Annotated in this window: 13 protein-coding genes; 5 read left to right on the plus strand and 8 right to left on the minus strand. The window is 47.6% G+C overall.

Annotated features, from left to right (window positions below; genetic code table 11):
- The first annotated feature begins 18 nt into the window (after positions 1-18).
- Positions 19-855, plus strand: a complete 837-nt coding sequence (locus EHO60_RS08840) for a hypothetical protein (RefSeq protein ID WP_135767745.1) — start codon at positions 19-21, stop codon at positions 853-855.
- A gap of 16 nt (positions 856-871) precedes the next feature.
- Here EHO60_RS08840 and EHO60_RS08845 read toward each other — a convergent pair whose 3' ends face one another.
- On the minus strand, positions 872-1,690 hold the full coding sequence (locus tag EHO60_RS08845) for an FcpA-related putative periplasmic flagellar protein (protein ID WP_135767746.1): 819 nt from the start codon (positions 1,688-1,690) through the stop codon (positions 872-874).
- A gap of 61 nt (positions 1,691-1,751) precedes the next feature.
- Positions 1,752-2,696, minus strand: a complete 945-nt coding sequence (locus EHO60_RS08850; protein ID WP_246028201.1) for a lysophospholipid acyltransferase family protein — start codon at positions 2,694-2,696, stop codon at positions 1,752-1,754.
- Positions 2,697-3,043: 347 nt separating this feature from the next.
- Between EHO60_RS08850 and EHO60_RS08855 the strand changes: the two genes are divergently transcribed.
- A complete protein-coding gene (locus tag EHO60_RS08855) occupies positions 3,044-4,555 on the plus strand; it encodes a hypothetical protein (RefSeq protein ID WP_246028202.1) in 1,512 nt (503 codons plus the stop codon).
- Between the two features lie 259 nt (positions 4,556-4,814).
- Here the strand turns inward: EHO60_RS08855 and EHO60_RS08860 are convergent, their stop codons facing one another.
- Positions 4,815-5,036 (minus strand): hypothetical protein, encoded by a 222-nt coding sequence (locus tag EHO60_RS08860; RefSeq protein ID WP_135767748.1) that lies wholly within the window; start codon positions 5,034-5,036, stop codon positions 4,815-4,817.
- A 181-nt stretch (positions 5,037-5,217) separates the two neighbouring features.
- Here EHO60_RS08860 and EHO60_RS08865 point away from each other — a divergent pair, with 181 nt between their 5' ends.
- The 3 genes from EHO60_RS08865 to EHO60_RS08875 are packed head-to-tail and all read left to right on the plus strand — an operon-like array spanning position 5,218 to position 8,472.
- Positions 5,218-6,777, plus strand: a complete 1,560-nt coding sequence (locus EHO60_RS08865; RefSeq protein WP_135767749.1) for a glycosyltransferase family protein — start codon at positions 5,218-5,220, stop codon at positions 6,775-6,777.
- Between the two features lie 28 nt (positions 6,778-6,805).
- Complete coding sequence (locus tag EHO60_RS08870) at positions 6,806-7,966, plus strand: glycosyltransferase (protein WP_135767750.1); 1,161 nt, start codon at positions 6,806-6,808, stop codon at positions 7,964-7,966.
- A 59-nt stretch (positions 7,967-8,025) separates the two neighbouring features.
- Positions 8,026-8,472 (plus strand): methylglyoxal synthase, encoded by a 447-nt coding sequence (locus tag EHO60_RS08875; RefSeq protein ID WP_135767751.1) that lies wholly within the window; start codon positions 8,026-8,028, stop codon positions 8,470-8,472.
- A gap of 42 nt (positions 8,473-8,514) precedes the next feature.
- Here EHO60_RS08875 and EHO60_RS08880 read toward each other — a convergent pair whose 3' ends face one another.
- The 5 genes from EHO60_RS08880 to EHO60_RS08900 all read right to left on the minus strand — a co-directional run bounded on the left by EHO60_RS08880 (position 8,515) and on the right by EHO60_RS08900 (position 15,853).
- Entirely contained in the window at positions 8,515-8,904 is a 390-nt protein-coding gene (locus tag EHO60_RS08880) for a hypothetical protein (RefSeq protein ID WP_135767752.1), read from the minus strand.
- 15 nt (positions 8,905-8,919) lie between these two features.
- Positions 8,920-11,328, minus strand: a complete 2,409-nt coding sequence (locus tag EHO60_RS08885; protein ID WP_135767753.1) for a TonB-dependent receptor — start codon at positions 11,326-11,328, stop codon at positions 8,920-8,922.
- A gap of 60 nt (positions 11,329-11,388) precedes the next feature.
- The gene (locus EHO60_RS08890) at positions 11,389-11,688 is read right to left on the minus strand and encodes a hypothetical protein (protein ID WP_135767754.1); all 300 of its coding nucleotides are present in this window, start codon (positions 11,686-11,688) and stop codon (positions 11,389-11,391) included.
- Positions 11,689-11,813: 125 nt separating this feature from the next.
- Positions 11,814-13,817 (minus strand): tetratricopeptide repeat protein, encoded by a 2,004-nt coding sequence (locus EHO60_RS08895; RefSeq protein WP_135767755.1) that lies wholly within the window; start codon positions 13,815-13,817, stop codon positions 11,814-11,816.
- Positions 13,814-15,853, minus strand: a complete 2,040-nt coding sequence (locus EHO60_RS08900; protein ID WP_135767756.1) for a tetratricopeptide repeat protein — start codon at positions 15,851-15,853, stop codon at positions 13,814-13,816. The genes EHO60_RS08895 and EHO60_RS08900 overlap by 4 nt, the downstream gene beginning before the upstream one ends.
- Positions 15,854-15,931: the final 78 nt, after the last annotated feature.

Raw genomic sequence — 15,931 nt, forward strand, 5'->3', positions numbered from 1 at the left:
GATAGGGGGAAGTCGGCTTTGAAAACCGCAAATATATGGCATATCACTTCCGGAGCGGAATTCCCCGTCCATATCTGGAAACACCCTCGCATTAATATAGAATTACGTAAAGTTTTACTGAAGGAATACAGAAGCATCGAGCTGGATCCGCAGGATATCAACGTTTTTTACGTAAATACTCAGATCAAAGAATGGAATGAAATCAAGGACGACTTCTTAAAGCGCTTCGAGTTGCATCCTTTCGTGGCCTTGATCATCGTCGTATCCCCCGATGCCGAGGAGATTTTTCCGAAACTTTCCCCGAAAGGAAAGACTGAGGTGCTGGAAAACCCGGTTCAGCCTAGGACGTTACGCATCATATTGGACAGAGTGATCCAAACGGAATTCTTCAAACTCATCGCGAACGAGATCGGAAATAGCTGTCTCGCGAACGTCGGTTTCTTCGAAGGCGTGTTCGAACTGGCAAACAAGGAATACCAGGATGCGAACAAGGCAAACGCGGCTCTACATGCGATTCTGGAGTTCGAGGCCAAAATCAAGAAGAATAACGAAGACATCAATAAGGCCATAGAACGAGTGAACGAGTTGAAAAATCAGGAATTGCTGACTCTTCACGAAAGATTGAAGGTCTCCGAAATCATAGATAATCTGAAGACTATGGAATTGAAGCACGCCCTGGAACTTAGAAAGGCCACCGAAAGAGCTTTGGAATACTCAAGTATCGAAGAAATCGAGATGAATCGGATCCTCGAAGCTCAGACCAAACTGTTCGCTTATACGGAACAGGAGATTCGAGAATTGGTGGAGGAAAATAAGAGGCTGCGCAAGGAATTGGGTCTGTCCGAACCTACCTGAGAGTCGGAAACCTGTTTTAGTCCCTAGCGAGAAGTTCCACCATTCTTTTGAATTCGTAGGAATCGCTTCCGTACTTTAGTTTTGCGTAAAGTATTCCGTGCTTTCGTTTTAAGGAAAGATACCGTTCCAAGTCGTTTTCGTCGCGACTTTTTTTGGCTGCAAGCGCCAGTCTTTCGTAACAGAATGCGAGCAATCGGTGCGGCTCCGTTTCTTCGCTGAAACTAGGATCCAAGTCCAAATACTTTTCCAGAAATTCTGCGGATTGCACGTAGTTCTTCATCGCGTACTGGTGCTTGATCAGTTCGCGATAGACTCCCGCCTTGGTTTCTAGATATTCCCGGGTCTTGTGAACTTTCGGACTTTTGACCTTATCCAAATTGCGGGAAGCGGCCGCTAGGAGAGTGATGGATTCCTGTCTGGACTTCGCCAACTCCCGATTCAGACTTCTCTCTAGATTTTCCAATCTCATTCGGCGTTGCCAGTCGTATCTTTCCGAGTCTAGATTCTTGGCTTCTTCTTCCTTACGTCTTCGATCGGTCTCTTCCCAGGTTTTTTGAAAGATGTCCAGTGCCTTGCTTAGATCCTCGCGGGCTTTTAGAACCAGGGTTTTGGAATTGTCTTCGGAGAAATCTCCGAGAAAATCCGGGTCATGAAACTCGAGAGGACTTTGTTCCCAAGGACTCTGGTTTTCGGACTCAGGGAGAAACATTTCTAGGCTCTTTTCCCGAGACATCGTAGTTTGTGGTACGTTTTCCGAATCCACGGAAGCCCAAGGGATCAGAACGGCGTGCAGGAAAACCGAAACCGATAAAGCGGTAGAGCGAAAAGAAATCATTCCATTACTAGGATCGGTCGTGGAGGAAAAAATATGAACTCGAAAGAAATCGTCGGGTTATTTATTTGAGGAAGAGGTCCGTCGGCTGCGTTTTCCATCTGCGGTGGACCCAAAAATATTGCTCCGGATTCTTCTTGATTTTTTCCTCCAAAACTTTCGTCCACATCTCTGTCGTTCTTAGGATCATGTCCTCTTTGGTTTCTCCGGCAAGAAGGCGAGGGACTCCCAGGTCCTCACAGGAAACTTCGAATTTTCCCCGTCCTTTGTAAATGGTGGTATAAAATACCAACGGGACTTTGGCGGTATAAGCCATGACGGCGGGTCCTTGGTGAGTGGAGGCGGGTCGATTTAAAAAGGGCACGAAAATTCCGCTTTTGCCTGCGTTCTGGTCCGCAAAAAAAGCGAGCCAGTATCCCCCCTTCAGTTTTCGTAGAGCCTCAGTGGGTCTGTCGATGGGAATCGTCGCGACAGTCCCTGCGTTTTGTCTCCGGGAATCCACCCAATTTCCCACATATCGGTTCCTGGCCGGTTTGAAGAGGGTTCCTACTTTAGGAAGACGTAAAGGCATGTAGACGGCCATGCTTTCCCAATTTCCGATGTGACCGGATACGATGACAACGCCCGTGCCTTTCCCTTGTAATTCTTTTTCCAGCAGTTCGGAATCTTTGTCGTAAGAGATGTATGTTTCGGTCCAGATCCGGGATTTCCTCTGTTCGTAAAAGAAACATCCCAGTATCACTCCTAAAAATCGGAAGTGCCTAAAGACTAGGGAGCGAAGTTCCTTCGGAGTCAGCTCGGGAAATGAGTGATTCAGGTTTTTGTACGCGATTTTACGATGCCTTCTTGCAAAAGGATAAAATAGAAGAATGATTGCCGAGCCCAGAAAGATACAAGCTCTGTATGGAAGGAAGGAAAAAGGAAGCAGGATCGATCGTAGGAAAATAAACGATAGAAAATGTCCGAGTCGGAATCCTTCTTCTTTCCTTTGGTTTTGCCTTGGTGGCATCCGGTCGGACATATCCTCCCTAGATTTTTCCTAGCATTCTGAATCGCAAGAATTTTGTTCCTTCTTTTTTCAGCTAGACCTGGGTTCAGATTATATATCATGAATTTATAATTTATTTCCAGGATTTTCGGCACGGGCTTTCGAATCGATATGAACGCTGTTCGATCATCCGTTTTCTTTTTTTACAAAAATAACGGATCTCTTCGATTTTATGACGATCGTCTTTCTTTTCGGTTTTTTGCCGTTCCTTTAAAATCGGAATTTCGGTTGCTTCGTTTTCGTAACTTGGAGAGGTGCTTGTAGAACGAGTTCGCCGAGGAGCTCGGCAGAATTTTCGGGAGACAAGTTTGAAGCTCAAAGTATTGGCGGCTGCGATCGTTTTTTCGATCGGTTCTCTGGCGGTAGATCGGATTCTTTTTTACGGTATCGTTTTCAACTTTCCGAACGAGATGGAATGGGATACCTCTCCTTGGTACAATTTCCTTTCGAAGAGGAGGAACATCGAATTTCAGGAATCCGAAAAAGGAGTTCTTGTCGTGGGAAGCAGCGTGGCTCTGTATTCCGTATTTCCGGACGGGATGTTTCCGACGGATTCTTTTGCAAGAACGGGATCGGCTCGTGCGGAATTTTACGCACATCCGTCCATGTCCCCTTCCGATTTTTATTTTTATAAGGAGGATATCGCCTCCAAGAATCCGACCGCCGTCGTTTACGTCTTCAATCCCGCCGATTTTCAGCTAGAGTATATTAAGAAAAAAGAAAGTAAATTGTATTTCGATGAAGTGAAATATTTTCAGGATTCGGTGGAGGCGAGACATCAGAATCGACTCTTATATCCTCAATCGTTTTTGAGGGAAAGGTGGCGGGAGATCGGAACATTAAGTAAATCGAACCTTCAGGACTTTCTGGTTCGGTCTCTTCTATTTTCCGTGCGACTCAGGAGTTTCTTTTACGATCCGTTCGTAGCTTGGTATATGCATAGGTTCCGCTTGGGGAGATCCTATCATTATTATACAGGTATCATACCGGACAACGGAATTTATTTAAGAGGTTGGGCGAAACCGAAATTCGAAATCGAATGCGAGATAGACGGTACGTCTTTGAAAGACAGTTTCTTTTTGCACAGGCCGGATGCTAAGCTAGCCGTCTTCCGGGTAGGACGAGCGGAGCCGATTTGGGAGCGTAGATACGAAAAGCCCGGGTGGCATAAATTGGACATCGAGTTTTCCGATCGGCCTAAAACGGTTCGATTGCGTTTTGAAACGGATACATCGGTTTCTTCCGACGAAGTAGACAGTCGCATCTTTGGCCGCGAGGAAATTTACGGGATCCGATTGTCCCAGAATTTCTGTAGAAAGGATTTTAGACGGGATATTTCCTATAGAAGAATAGAGAGCCTTGACGATTCCCGTTTGACTGATATGAATTCCCGCGAGTATGACGAGGACTATGATCTCCGGTTGTACAAAAACCAAGAGGAAGAAGGAGCGTTGAATCGCCTAAAAACGGTACGTAAGAGTAAGGAATTGCTTTCCGCTTCCGATTCCTATCTGGAGTGGTCCGAGATGAAATACTTAAGAAAAACGGTGTCCTTTTTGAAAGAGAAAGGCATTCGGGTGGTGCTCATTAACTCTCCGGAAAATCCGTTGGAAAGGGGCACTTATGAAAACGGAGTCTGGTACAAAGGATACTTGCAATTTTTAGGTTCTTTGAAATCCCAAGGAGTTACTTTTCACGACGCATCCGCGTTGATTTCAGATAAGCGCGGATTTTTGGATCCCCACCACTTGACGTACCGAGCCGCCCTGGAGGCGACCCGGTATTATTCCGAATGGGTCCGTGACGATTTGTCGTTATAGATTAGAATCGATGTTGTTTTTCTTACCGAACCTAAACCGGATTCGCTGTATCGCTCCTTTCGCTTTTGTAAGAACGTCGCCGATCCGGATTTTTTTCCCGAAGACTCCGAAGCCGACCACATGGAATTCCATTTTTCATGCTCAGGTTCGTCAAAGTATTTGCGTAATTCTAGGGATGTTTCCGGCGGATTTCCAACGAGTGATCTTGTTGCTACGACCCCATCCTTGCTGGTATACCGCAGTGGTGGATAACGTTTTTTCATCGGGAGTGAGGCACGCGCCGGTTTGTCCCATTTCTCCCTGAAAGTCGGGAAGTTCTTTCCGCGGTTTCGAAATATCTTCCTTTTACCTGCCATTCCGCGTTCTTTTCCCCCGCATTCTTTCTGAGTCCTTTGTTGGAATAGAATTGGGAATGGAGTGCGTTGGTATGAAGCAAAACGAGCGTCATCCAGAATGGAAAGGTCCGTAAGAGATATTTCATGCTTTCCTAGCTGAATTGCGGCGAAAGGGCGGCAAGAATTTAAGAGCACGCATTCGGTTACAGTTTTCGGACAATTGGGAGACGAAATCTTATCGCGTATCCGGATCGTCGTCCTCATTATTTACCGATGTGTAATTGAACTGCTATCGATTTGATAAGAAATTCCGTTCGTATATCCTGAATGGAAAAATCCCTTTTTAAAGCGAAATGGTTCTGGCTCCTGTTAGTCCTGGGGATGTTCGTCCGCATTGCGACAGCCATATTCAATTACGGTTATCTCGCGCTGGACGATTATTATATCCTTTTCTTTTCGGTTCCGGCACAGTCCGCTTCTCTGGCTGTTATCGATCCGGTGACCTCCGTTCCTGAGATCCGCTCCCTTTTGCCGGATTTACTGATACGTTGCGTCGCTAAGGTTGCATATCTACTCGGATTTGCGGATCCTTTGGACCAGATCCGAGCCGTGTTCGTGGTTCTAGGAATCTTTTCTTCGATCACTCTTTTGGTCGGGTATAGGTATCTTTCTTTTCTGTTCGATTCGGAAAGTAAGGAAGCGAGAAAAAACGGATATGAAACTTGGATTCCGCTGACGGGGCTTTTCTTACTTTCCCTTCATTTTTTAATGCCGTTCGTATCCACGCGCGCGTTGATCGAATCGATGTCGGCCCCTTTTCTACTGTTGAGCGCTTACTACGCTTCCAGATACTGGACATCCGAAAAGGATGCGGATATCGCTCGGTCGGTATTGTGGTGTTCTATTTCCGCCCTTTTCCGTTTTCAGGCCGGGATATGCATATTACCTATTGCAGGAATCGTTATTTATAAAAGTATAAAACAAAATAAATTCCGCCAAAGCGCAGTTCTGATCGCTTCCGGCATGTTCGCATTTTTTCTGACAGGACTACCTGATCTGATTTTCAGGGGATCCTTTCATTCTTCTTTAATCGCGTATCTTAAATACAATCTGTCTCATTCTTCCGAATACGGCACTTCTCCTTGGTTCGCGTATGTTCCGTCGGTGTTGGGAGCCAGTCTTTTTCCGTTTCTGATCGGCAAGTATACGGATTTTCGTTGGAAGATCACTTACGGCGGTTTGTTCCCTGCACTTTTGTACGCTTCAATCTTTCTGTTTTTCCATTCCTGCGTTCCGCATAAAGAGGAAAGATTCCTCCTTCCGATATTTCCGATTCTTCTGGTATTGGCGGCTCCACTGTTCGCTTATTGGTGGGATAAACGAAAAAGTGTTCTCGACCCGAGAATCGTTTCCTTTTTCACGCTGAATTTTCTTTTACTCGGTTTTCTTTCCTTTTTTACGATCCAGAATAACGTGATCGGTTTGGTCCGGTACCTGAACAGAAATTCGGACGTTCAGGACGTTTACGTGTATAAGGATTCGGTCCCGCATCTACCGGTTTCCTACGCTTACCGATCTCCCCTCAGGACCTTAGAGCCGGTGACGGAAATGGACGAGAACCACCTCCCTAAAATCAGAAATTTCAATCCGTACGACGCTTGCTCTACAGCGTTCGTCGTTCGGAAGGATTACTTTCTGAACGGAATCGACCCGGAGATGCCTTGGCGTTTGGAAGCGGAATTCGCTTCCTCTCCTCTGGAGGAATTCGTAGTTTCTTTGAATCCGGCCAAGAACGGTAGAAGGTCCAGCATTTATCTGTTTCGTTTCGACGATTGTAGCACAGCTGCAGGACGCGAGAAGTCCCGTATTTCCGGTCCTGTACGCTGATTTTTTTCCCTATTCCGAGGATACCCGAATGAGACCGGACGTTTCCGTACTTATACCCACCTATAACGAGGCTGAAAACATAAATCAGCTTGTAGGAAGGGTTTCGAATATATTAAAAAAAGAAAATTACGAAATACTAATTATAGATGATAACAGCCCGGATGGAACTTGGAGGATCGCCGAGGAGCTGGGCGAAAGCGACGAAAGAATCAGGATCATCCGTAGAATGGGAGAAAAAGGTCTCTCCTCCGCGGTGATGACAGGAATGGCGTCTGCTCGAGGAAAATATTTCGTCGTGATGGACGCGGATCTACAACACGACGAAAATATTCTCCCAAAGATGATCGGCGATCTGTCGTCGGGGTTCGATCTAGCGGTCGGCACCAGATATGCGTCCGGTGGGTCCGTCGGAAAGTGGTCCGCTTTCAGGAGCTTAATGAGTCGTTTTGCGACCTGGTTCGCGAGACGCCTACTTCCTATAGGTATTTCGGATCCGATGAGCGGCTTCTTCGGACTCAAAAAAGAGGTTTTTGACAGGGTTCAAAATCGCATGAATCCGAGAGGATTCAAGATCCTCTTAGAGATTTTAGGCAGGTCTAAGATCGCCTTGAAAGTCGCAGAAATCCCGTACATTTTCAGAAATAGAGCCCGAGGAGATTCCAAACTGGATAATTCGGTAGTCCGAAACTTCCTCGTAGCGATTTTGGACATCCGTTTCGGGAAATGGATCTCGCCCACTTTTTTACTGTATTGTATCGTGGGCTTCTTCGGGGTCTTCGTGAATATCGGAGGATTCCTTTTCCTGGAAGCGGCAGGATTCAGCGAAGTGCATACGGGTTTTCGGATTCTCCCCAAATTTTCGCTTTCCGTTCTTTTCGGGATAGAGCTTTCGGTGATCTCCAATTTCGTATTGAACAATTATTTCACTTTTTACGAACGAAGGTATTTTCGATGGGATGCCTTGCGGGGGTTTCTGATATTTTCCCTAGTCAGCTTGTTCGGGATCTTCGTTCAATTGTCCGTTTTTCATTTTCTATATTATCGATTGCTTCCGGAGTTCGGTTCGAGACCCGGTTGGGAAGCGCGTCTGGTCTGCGACCTTCTCGCCATCGCGTTGGCCATGTTCACGAACTACCTCTTGAATTCCAACGTGACCTGGATGGAATCGAAGAGGAGTCTTCACCGCTAAAAAATGGTTCCAGAAACGGAGGCGGATGCAAACTCTGAATGGTAGAGGAGACTCGAAAGATGCAAGCGCCCAACGTTCCAGAGACGAAACGAATCGTTTTAATCGCTCATGACAATAAGAAACAGGACCTCGTAGAATGGGTGCAGTTGCATCAATCGGAGTTATCTAGACACCATCTTTATGCGACAGGAACGACAGGTCGGATCGTCCACGAGAAAACGGATCTGCCGGTGCATAGATTTTTATCCGGTCCTCTCGGAGGGGACCAGCAGATCGGCGCCAAAATCGTGGAAGGGGAAATCGACGTCGTGATCTTCTTTTGGGATCCTCTTACAGCCCAGCCTCACGACCCGGACGTCAAAGCCTTACTGAGGATCGCAGTATTGTACAATATTCCCATCGCGAATAATCGGATCTCGGCCGACTATCTGATCTCCTCCAACCTTCTCTCTTCCTCTTATAAAAGAACCTTGATCGACTATAGTACGGGTCTTCCGATCTACTGAACCCTTTCATTTCCGGATCCGAGACTTTGCTTCGTCTAACGATCACCTCCCCTCCGCAGTGAATGCTGCCCGGTACGCCTCCGGAGGGCAGGTAAGATAGTTGCAACTCGAATTTCCCGCCCCGTCTTGGGTCCAGATTCCGCCGCCGGAAACTAGATCCGCGCATGAAATCTTATAGGAATTGGATTTTCCGTTTCCGCTAGGCAAGCCCTGACAAGTAAGAACCGGGATGTTCGTATAGCAGGAGCAACTGCCTTGGAACGCTTGCGTGTTGCTGCAATACACGCAGTCCGCGGTCACTCCTTTGTTCACGATAAGGGAGAGTAAGGTCTGTTTTCGGTTCGCTTCCCTGTTTTTTTCCGTTTGGGGATCGGAGGTGCAATAAGCAGAAGCGGAAAGAAAAAGAAAGAAGATAATGTATTTGTAAATCATGATTTATTCCCGTGTTTAGTTCGATATCAATGTGAAGGGAATCGTCGTTTTGAACGTGACGTTCGTTCCCGGATTCAAAGCATAATCCTTATAGCGGCTGAGGTTATTTACGTATTCCTTATTGAATACGTTTAGTACGGCGACATCGAAGGTGGCGGATTCGGATCCGTTCGTCAATCCCGGGATTTCTCCCCCGAAACCTATGTCGTACAGATTGTAGCCGGCGGTACGGGTTTCCAGTTTGTCCACCTTGTATTGGGACTGCACAAAGGTTCCGTTGACGGAAAAGTAAGGATTCGTGATGCCTAAAAATTTGGCCGCGGTGAATCTAACTCCAAGTCTTGCCCGGTTCGGAGTCATCCTCGGTAGGTATTTCGTCCTAAGGTCCGAGGCAATGGAGTCCAGATTTACGCCTCCGGGATTCAGCAATACTTCCTTCGGCACGGTTTTACGAACCCTTCCTTCAAGTAGGTCTATGCCGCCGGTCAATACGAGCCAGGAAGTCGCTTGTGCCTGAACGTTAAACTCCCCACCTTGTAAAGTCGCAGAATCCTGTCTATATAGGTAGATCGGTAACCCGGACGCAGGGTCGAAGGCTCCCGCGCTTACGGAATAGATATAGTGATTGATCCTATTTTTGAATACGCTGAGTTCCGTCTGGATTCTATCGGTCGCGAATCTAAGAGAGGTGTCGTAGTTCAGAGACGTTTCCGGAGTCAGGCTGGATTTTCCGATCTCGAATCTCCCCGTTCCTTCGTGGACCCCGTCCGCGAATAATTCGAAAGCGGTGGGAGCGCGGAAACCTCTGCCTACGTTTACGGTCCAAGCAAAGTTTTTCGCAAAGCGCCAAATACTTCCCAACGTTCCGGTGTGAGCGGAAAAATTTCGGGTCTGATTCGTAACTCCGAGGGCCGGATTCGAGCGAATATCCATCGTGCGTCGATCCAATCTTGCTCCTGCGGTGAATGTGAGGCTGCCTAGTTTCCATTCTTCGAGGATAAAATAACCAATATTGCCGAGAGAATTGCTAGGGATAAGGGCATCGGTTCCGATCGTGCTATTTCTTTGTTGCATTCCCGAGACGCCTGCCGTTCCTTTTAGACCTTTCCATTCTTTGTGGTGTACTTTCGCGTCGAAGGTGGTCGTATCCAGAAATAGATTCAGGCCCTGTTTGACCGCGTTTTGATTCACCTGATAGATAGCATAAGCTTTGCCGAAGTTGTCTACCGTCGGATCAAAAAGGGTTTTTTCGATCGGAACGTAACGGTTTTTATCGGGGATCTCTCTTCGATTATTCCGCTGATAACCGGCATCCAGTTCCACATTGACCAAGGGTAAGATAAAGAAGGAGTGAACATGGGTCTTTTGGTGGGTCACCTGTTGGTACCCTTTCGCTCCCGGAGACTCGGTCGGGTTGTCGTATAAGTCCTGCTCCTGGAATCTCTGGAAGGAATCCACGTAGAAATTTCCCCAACTTCCGTCCGTTCCTATGGAGGTACTCACGTTTCTTTCCTTAAAGCCGGTATTTGGAAGAGTTCCTTTGGGCGTGTCGATCCGCCCCGCCTTTCTGGTATCGGTTTGGACTCTATAACCGAAATTCGATTCCTTATTGTATCCGAAGAGGGAAACGGACGTAGCATCCTGTTTGTTGTTCGAAAAGCTGTTCGAAGAAATCGTACCTCCTAAAAGAGGAGCTCCGTCCTTGGCCGTGGGCGCCTTGGAGCGGATGATGTTCACCACTCCGCCTAGAGCGTCGGAACCGTACAAGACGGAAGCGGGTCCTCTCACGATTTCGATCCGATCGATGTTGAAAGCGTCCACATCCACCGTATGGTCGTCGCCGAATTGCTGTTCCTCTTGGCGTACCCCGTCCGTCATCACCAGTACTCTCTGGCCGGTCAGACCTCGTATGATCGGTTTTGAGGTTCCGGCACCGGTCGTGAGTGTGGCAACTCCGGGAGTATTGTCCAGCGCCGACATCACGTTTTGCCCTCTTTGTCTTTCCAGGCGTCTCCCTTCGATCACCGTTGTCGGCTGGGGAGCGGATAGGAAATCGGACGCCGCGGATTTGGCGGTCACGTTGATGGCTTGACCTTCTATGAGGGAAGTTTGAAGTACTATGTCCAGAGACCTGTCCTGCTCCAGGAGTTCAACCGATACGGTCTTGGGTTGTCGGTTCGGCGCCGTTATCGTGATCGTATAATTTCCCGGAGAAAGGTGAAGAAATTCGAAACTTCCGTCTTTTCCGGTCTTGGCTCCCATCCTATTCTCGACCAAGAATAGAGAAGCACCTTGTATGGGTTTGCCTTCCGGATCTTTTACGAATCCTTTCAGATTCACGTCCAACGCCAGGAGGCTCGACGACGAAAGTAGTAGGGATATGGAACAAATAAAACGTATTTTACTATATAATGATTTCTTCATTTTTCTTTTCCTATTATGGCGTTTTTCGTCTGACCGGGGACGAGATAAGGAACGCGAAGTTTAGGAAAGAAAAGGGGGTGCTCTGCCTCTTAGGCGATCTCTGGAAGGGTTTTTACGAAAAATCGGGACGGGAGAAAAAATCAGGACTAAGGATGCACTTGCGGAAAACAATCGGAACGGTTTTCCGGCTTCCGCAGAACCCAATTGTCCGTGAGAGCACAGGAAGCAGAGATGTTCGGAACTTACAGAAGGCTTGCTTTCCGCCTGGATCGTCTTGTTGTTCCTAGGAGTAGAATGTTGGTGGGTGGCACTGAGAGAAAATCCACCTAGAAACGCTGCCAATACAAATAGAGTTGTCACGCTCTTCCGTAGGGAAGGCGCAGAACCTCTATTTTCAGACTGTTTCCAGGGAAAACGCATTTTACCAATAATGATAAATCGTTATTAAAAGACAAGCAAGGTTTGGATCTTTCCGAGAGGAAGGCTTATTTTTCGTTTGCAGGAGTTCCTTTGGTTCGGTGCCAATAGGCTCGATTTCCCACTGCCAAGACGCGAAGAATTTCCTCGCCTCCTGTTGGTATGGCCTTGGCGGTGTACAGGTCCGCTTCGTCCACGACGGCTTCTCCCACCTTGGCGGAGGAATTGTAAAGATAGAGCACGGTTCCTTTGGCTATGCCGTCCACGATTCCAGCGTTGACAACGATGGAATCCTCTTTGATTCTGTGGACCCGACCCATGGCGGGAATGAGAGCGAGGAGTTTATCACGACTTCTTAAAGTAGCTTCCGTCAAACCGTCGCGGCCGTTGGCGTAGACGCGGAAAGTTCCTAGGACTTTTTCCTCTTTGTGATCCCTTAGGCTCCATTCTACGCGAAGCGCACCGTTCTTATAGGATAATTTTCCGCTCGCTACGAAACGGATCTGTTCTCCCTTGGAATTTTTGATCTCGGAAAAGTTCTTTTCGGTTTTCGGAACGGCTCCCGAATACGGCTCCGTGTCCAGAAGCCCCTTTTTCTGGAAAGATTCCAGGTCTACGGCCTTGACTCTGGGATCCTTAGATAAAAAGGAACGCAGCGCTTTGCCGACAATCGTCGGAGCGTTCGGATATTTGGAAAGGAAATCCTCGCTTTCGGGATCGAAAACCAAAAGCTCCGGCGGAGTCCGTCCGTAGTCCTCCTCTATGCCGAAGTTTCCGATTTTGACCAACCCTTCCCGATAACTTAACGATTTTTTAAAATGATCCAGATTGTTTTCCACGGCGTAGCCGTATTTTTTGTTGTCCGGAAATTTTTCCCTCAAAGTCAATAGAAGATTGAAATACCGGGGAAAGTCCCCCCTCCTTTTGTATTCCTCTAAGGTAAGTACTAGAATCTCCGGACGATTTGGGAGGAGTTCTCTCGCCCTCGTTAAATGGGCCCAAGCCAGATCGTATAAAAAAGAGTTTCGGTTCGCGCGGAAACGCTGCAATCGGTATTCCCCCAAACTCCTGCGAGTTCCGTTTCCTTCCGCTAACGATTCCAGTGCAAAAGTTTCGGCCCGTTCTCTCGTTAGCGGATCCAAATCGTCCAGAATCATGATCCGTTCCAGGTCGGACTTTGCCTCCTTGGATTCCGGTTCTTTCTTCAGTCTGGCAAAAGAACGAAGATACAGGTACTCGGTGGAAGAGGGGAAGCGATTCAACAGTCGATTTAGGAGTTCTTCCGCATCGGAATAACGACCGGCATAGAGCCTTGTCTTGGCGAGCTGCCTTAAAGCGTCCTCTTCGTCGGGATAAAGGGAAATCGAACGTTCGAATTTTTCCGCGGCTTCTTGGATCTTGGATTCTCTTTTGGAACCGGAAAGTTTTTCCGCCCAAAGGAGCAGGAATTTTCCGGATTCTAAAAATACCGACGGATCGTCGGAGGTTTCCGCTTCCAATTGGTTCCGGAGAGTTTGGGCTTTGGAGAAGTTTCCACCTAGGGCAGCGCTCCTAGCTTCCAACATTCGGATTTCCCTGTTTTTGGGGAGACGCGAAAGAGCCGAGTTCAATTCGAAGGCCGCTTTTTCCACGTTTCCTTGGGCCAGATGAACTTCTACTAAGACCGGGAAAAGATCCGGATCGTATTTGTCCTCGTCCAAAAAAGGGCGAACTACGGATAATGCTTCCTCATACTTGCCCAGTCTCGCTAGAGTATCGGCCTTTAACCTCACTGCAGCCTTATTTTTCGGTTCCAGCTCCAATACCTTATTCAAGGAGCGCAGCGCTTCCTTTTCCTTGTGAAGGCGAAGAGCCGCCTCGGAAAGGCCTAGGTGGGAGCGCACGGACTGAGGGTTTTTTTGGATCGCCTCTCGGAAAGAATCGTATGCGTTCGGATAGTTTCTTGCCTTTAGAAACGACTCTCCTTCTTTGATCCATTCTATCGTCTCTTTCGCGATTTGCGGACCGGGGAAAACAAGAAGAGTTCCTAAGAGAAGGAGTAGAAGAGCAGGGGATGTATAAAAGACTTTCATGGAGTAAAGAAACCCGTCTCCGCCATTCCATTAGAATTTCTGAATATAGCTTCCACGACCACCGGTATATAAACGTCTCCGCCAGAAGAGTCTATTCTACTTTTGAAGGAAAGAAGATATCTGCGATCTTTTTTGGCTTCGATCCAATTCCTGAGGTTCTTTTCCGCTCCACCTCCCGGTATGAGTAGGAATTTTCCTCCGGTTTTTTCCGCGATCTCCCTATATACGGAAGTGGATCCGCCTTCTTCTCCCAAGCAAAAAAAGAAAACGGGAATATCGTGCGCGACCGCAAAGCGTATGATTTTCGTGGGAGGAAATTGGGTAAAGCCCGCCCGCAATTCCTTTCCGGAAACGATGGCAAGCACGGCGCGGGGCCCGATGCTATCCAGGAGGTCGGTGATTCCCCTCTGCAAGGATTTGCCGATTTGGGATTCTTCTTCCGGAACGAAGGCTCGAACGGATTTCAGGATGTCGTACATACTTTTTCCGAAGGGATAGGCCACCTGAGTGTCCTTTCCGGAGCGTAGCAATTGCAGTTTGTCCTCGGCTCTGAGTTCGGATAGGAAAGGTCGTAAGGATTTTTCGATCAGAGGGTAGGAATCCGTGATCAGCCTGGAATTTTCCGCAACGATGGAAACGCTGATCCGATGATCGTACTTTCTCATGTCGGTCAGTCCGATCAAAGGGGAAAGGTTTTCCATTTCGTAGACCCTAAAGGAATTTCTATGGATCGCTTTTGCCGCGACTCCGTGACGATCCTTGGCTTGGACGACCAGGGAGATTTCCGGATAATCAGAACTGATCACTCTTTCTATCAACAGATCCAAGTTGGAAGCGAGTTGTCCTTTGGGTGAAAAGATGTCCAACCGATGTCTGTTGAAATCCGTGACGAACATGGTTCCGGTATAATCGAAACAGACGGAGAAAGGTTGGTCGAAGTTCCGGACGTTGTTTTTGGAATCCCGGAAACTTTGGAAATCGGACCAATTTTTGGAGACGGAGTCGTAGACGAATAAGCCGGAGCCCTCGTCCGCGATGTATATCTTATCCTCGCGGATCGTGAGATTGCGGGGTTTTTTGAAGGAAGGATGGGAAATTTCCTTCAGATAATTTCCTTCCTTATCAAAGACCACGATCCTTCGGTTTCCCTTATCGGCTACGTAGATTTCGCCTCTCGTATTGACTTTTAGACCGGCCGGTTGTCTTAGAATCCCTTTTCCGATTTCCTGCAGGAAGTCCCCGTTTTTGGAAAGTTTTTGGACCCGATCGTTTCCCATATCCGAAACGAATAAGTAACCTTCTCTCGTGAGGAAAATGCCGGAAGGTCCGTGAAAACTTCCATTCTGCTTTCCCGTATTTCCGAAACGATTCACGTAGCTTCCGCGCGTGTCGAATTCGTAGATCTTATCTCCGGAATAATCCGCGACGAAAATCGATTTTCCACGGATCGTAATCGCGGTGGGCCCGTCCATGTTCCTCCCGAAGGAGCCTTTGAAATTGTCCACAGGGTTTCCGTTCGCGTCGAATTTGACGATATTCGCGGTTTCGAAGCTCGCGACGTAGAGATACCCCTCCTCGTCCACGGCTATATCGGTCGGGTTCCTGAATCTGAAGCGACGGAGGTCGTCCCCATTTATGGATTTATAATATTCTAATGTATCTTTCCTGTTCCCGCCTCCGAGTTGGAATCTAAGGGCGTCCAATCTGTTCTTTCGGATGAGTCCGAGCTTGCCGGAGGATTCCAACTGTTCCAGTTCGGCGAGACTTTCCTGCCAGTCTCCGCTGAGATAATAGGTCTCGGATAGGAAGAACTTGGCGTGGGTAAAGTCCGGTTTTAAGGAAAGGGATTTGAGGAAGTTTTCCCTTGCGGCGGCGAATTCTCCCTTGTTATAATAAGCCAACCCTCTTTTAAAAAAGGTTTTGGCTTCCTTTTCCTTTAAGGCGAAAAACGGGAGGGGTTCCGAAGGAAGGGAGGCGACGAGGGTAAGACCTAATAGGAAGAACAAAAAGAGTCTAGGTGGCAGTTTTCTCCCCATTTGATTCCCCGGTATTTCCGATTGAATCCATTTAGAGACATAATTTCAACCCCTTTTTTCAAGGAAGTCCTAGGGCAA

Origin of the sequence: Leptospira fletcheri, assembly GCF_004769195.1 — a bacterium.
GTDB lineage: Bacteria > Spirochaetota > Leptospiria > Leptospirales > Leptospiraceae > Leptospira_B > Leptospira_B fletcheri.

Excerpts from the sequence above, each read along its gene's own strand:
- EHO60_RS08870 (WP_135767750.1), top strand. The coding sequence starts at position 6,806 with ATGAGACCGGACGTTTCCGTACTTATACCCACCTATAACGAGGCTGAA.
- EHO60_RS08880 (WP_135767752.1), bottom strand. The coding sequence starts at position 8,904 with ATGATTTACAAATACATTATCTTCTTTCTTTTTCTTTCCGCTTCTGCT.
- EHO60_RS08845 (WP_135767746.1), bottom strand. The coding sequence starts at position 1,690 with ATGATTTCTTTTCGCTCTACCGCTTTATCGGTTTCGGTTTTCCTGCAC.
- EHO60_RS08895 (WP_135767755.1), bottom strand. The coding sequence starts at position 13,817 with ATGAAAGTCTTTTATACATCCCCTGCTCTTCTACTCCTTCTCTTAGGA.
- EHO60_RS08865 (WP_135767749.1), top strand. The coding sequence starts at position 5,218 with ATGGAAAAATCCCTTTTTAAAGCGAAATGGTTCTGGCTCCTGTTAGTC.
- EHO60_RS08875 (WP_135767751.1), top strand. The coding sequence starts at position 8,026 with ATGCAAGCGCCCAACGTTCCAGAGACGAAACGAATCGTTTTAATCGCT.
- EHO60_RS08900 (WP_135767756.1), bottom strand. The coding sequence starts at position 15,853 with ATGGGGAGAAAACTGCCACCTAGACTCTTTTTGTTCTTCCTATTAGGT.
- EHO60_RS08885 (WP_135767753.1), bottom strand. The coding sequence starts at position 11,328 with ATGAAGAAATCATTATATAGTAAAATACGTTTTATTTGTTCCATATCC.
- EHO60_RS08850 (WP_246028201.1), bottom strand. The coding sequence starts at position 2,696 with ATGCCACCAAGGCAAAACCAAAGGAAAGAAGAAGGATTCCGACTCGGA.
- EHO60_RS08860 (WP_135767748.1), bottom strand. The coding sequence starts at position 5,036 with ATGAAATATCTCTTACGGACCTTTCCATTCTGGATGACGCTCGTTTTG.